The sequence below is a fragment of the Pseudomonas sp. 05N434 genome (assembly GCF_056396965.1).
In genome coordinates this window covers 1-2,473 of record NZ_JBFTMK010000656.1, presented here as the reverse complement: position 1 = coordinate 2,473, position 2,473 = coordinate 1, and the positions used below count along the sequence as shown (strand labels likewise).

Annotated in this window: 3 protein-coding genes and 1 pseudogene; 1 reads left to right on the top strand and 3 read right to left on the bottom strand. The window is 59.2% G+C overall.

The annotated features are described in order from the left end of the window. The 3 genes and pseudogenes from AC1DLB_RS27540 to AC1DLB_RS27530 form a co-directional block, all read right to left on the bottom strand. Nucleotides 1-479 (bottom strand): annotated as a pseudogene (locus AC1DLB_RS27540) (hypothetical protein); the annotation flags it as partial. Nucleotides 480-657: 178 nt separating this feature from the next. Then, entirely contained in the window at nucleotides 658-963 is a 306-nt protein-coding gene (locus AC1DLB_RS27535; protein WP_477786053.1) for a PsiF family protein, read from the bottom strand. Between the two features lie 72 nt (nucleotides 964-1,035). Then, complete coding sequence (locus AC1DLB_RS27530) at nucleotides 1,036-1,824, bottom strand: AraC family transcriptional regulator (RefSeq protein ID WP_477744193.1); 789 nt, start codon at nucleotides 1,822-1,824, stop codon at nucleotides 1,036-1,038. 98 nt (nucleotides 1,825-1,922) lie between these two features. Here AC1DLB_RS27530 and AC1DLB_RS27525 point away from each other — a divergent pair. Continuing rightward, nucleotides 1,923-2,473, top strand: a 551-nt coding sequence (locus tag AC1DLB_RS27525; protein WP_477786052.1) for a DMT family transporter, incomplete at its 3' end; no start/stop codon positions are given.

Genomic DNA, 2,473 nt, shown 5'->3' with positions numbered 1-2,473 from the left:
ATGCCGATCAGCAGCGTCACGAACATGTGCGCCGCGTCCTTGCCCACCAGTTGCAAGTCGCTCAAGTGCTTGCTCATCCACTCGCCGATGGCCACCCGGAATTCGGCGGCACTGGCCGGTAAATAAGCATCGATGAACGGCGGCAACTGCCCGCGTGCACGGTCGACCACGCCCATGAATTTGTCGAGGGAAGCACCGGGGTTTTCCGCCTCGTGCAGCAGGAAACTGATCRCACCGGCAAAGATCAGCGCCAGCACACTGACCACCAAAGTCCCCAGTAACGCCACCGCCAGCCAGCGCGCACGGCGGCCCTCGATCAGCCGTTGCAATTGCGGCGTGAGCATGTTGACCAGTTCGAACACCAACAACCCGGCCAGCAGGCTGGGCAGCAATCGCAGAGGGATCACCAGCAGCAAACCGCCAAAAATAATGACCCAACTGATGAGCAACAAGACCTGACGCTGAGAAAACGCTGACATACAGCCTCAAAACGAACGACGTGAAAGGATTGGCAGTCTGCCAGCGTTCCGGCGCCGAAGCGAGCAAACACGAACCTTGGGAGCGAGCCTGCTCGCGATAGCATCAACGCGGTTCTGCGTGATACCGAGTCGCCTGCATCGTCGGATCGCCGTCCGGAGCAGGCTCGCCCCACACTGCTTATTTTTTCTTCAGGCACTCACTCATGAACGCTTTGCGTGCATCGCCCTTGAGGCCCTTGGTAGTGGCATCGGCGTTACAGGTTTTCATCTTTTCTTGTTGAGGTGTCATGGGCTTGGCGGCATCGGCGGCCGGCGCGGCTTTGAGGCAGGTACTCATGAAGGCTTTGCGCTCATCGCCCTTGAGGCTCTTGGCGGTAGCTTCGGCATTGCAGGTAGTCATTTTGTTCTGTTGGGCAGTGGCAGCAAAACCMTGGGAGCAGAGCAGCAGACCGATCATCAACAACGGGGCACGCAACATCTTCATGGAGTTTTCTCCTTGTTACCGCACCGATGGGTACGGCCTCGCTCTGGAGTGTAGACAAAGCCTGTTACACCTTCATCTGCTATCAAGATGGCTGCGCCGATACTGTTCCGGCGTGCACCCGGCCTGGCGCTGAAACATCGCGATAAACGCCGAGCCGGTGCTGTAACCCATGTCGAAGGCGATTTCCTGAATGCTGCGGTGGCTGTCCAGCGCTTCGATCGCCGCCAGAAACCGCAACCGTTGCCGCCATTCACCGAAACTCATGCCCAACTCGCGAACAAACTGCCGGGCCAGCGTGCGTTCGCTGACGTGAACCTGCCCGGCCCAATACGCCAACGGCCGGTTATCCCCAGGTTCGGCCTGCAAGGCTTCCAGAATGCCAAGTAACCCGGGACTGCTGGCGTAGGGCAAATAGCACTCATGCACGGGCGCCTGTTGCAGTTGGTCTACCAGCACTTGAGCCAGACGCTGGTCCGCGTCGTGCTCGGGAATTTTCACATCGCGGGCGGCGAAGTCTTTCAGGATCGCCTTGAGGATGTCGCTGATCGCCAGGGTGCAGGCCTGTTGCGGCAGATCGCGGCACAGCGTCGGCGCGAGGCAGACCGCGCGATAGTTGATCGGCTGATGGCTATAGAAACTGTGTTCGGTCCCGGGCGGCACCCACACCGCGTACTGCGGCGGCGACATGAAACGGCTGCCATCGACTTCCATGTGCAACACGCCATGGGCCGCGTACTCCAGCGTGCCCCACGGATGTCGGTGAGGTGCGGCGTATTCGTGGGCGTTGAAGTCGGCATAGCGGAAATACACCGCCGACGGCAGTTCGCTGAAATCCAGCAGGTCGATGTGTTTACTGTTCATGCTGTCCGGAATCAGGGGCAGATTGTCTGGATCGCAGTATAGGCTTGCATCCAGACAGACGGATAATTGCCCCTCATTAACGTTCTGGCTTTTTCCCGATGCAATACGCTTATCCCCTGCTGGCCATTTTCATTTGGGCCGGCAACACCGTGATCAACAAACTCGCGGTGGGCGCAATCTTCCCCGCCGAAATCGGCTTCTACCGCTGGCTGCTGGCCGGGATTCTGTTCACGCCTTTCATGCTTAAGCCAGTGATCGCCCATTGGCCGGTCATACGCCCAAACCTGGGGAGGATCTTCATTCTCGGCGTACTCGGCATGGCGGTTTATCAGAGCCTGGCCTATTTCGCTGCAACACTGACGTCGGCCACCAACATGGGGATCATTCTGTCGCTGATGCCGTTGATGTCGCTGGCCATGGCGATAGTCAGCCTCGGCCAACGCCTGACCGCCGGAGCCCTGGCCGGTGCGGTATTGTCGTTTGCCGGTGTTCTGGTGGTGGTGTCGTCCGGCAGCCTTGGCGCGTTGCTGGAGCACGGGGTGAACTTGGGCGACGCGATGATGCTGATCGCCACGCTGGCTTATGCGGTTTACAGCACCTTGCTGAAAAAATGGCAGCTGCGCTTGCCGCCGCTGGTGTTGCTGTATTT

Coding starts and splice junctions, on each gene's coding strand:
- AC1DLB_RS27530 (WP_477744193.1), bottom strand. CDS start 1,824: ATGAACAGTAAACACATCGACCTGCTGGATTTCAGCGAACTGCCGTCG.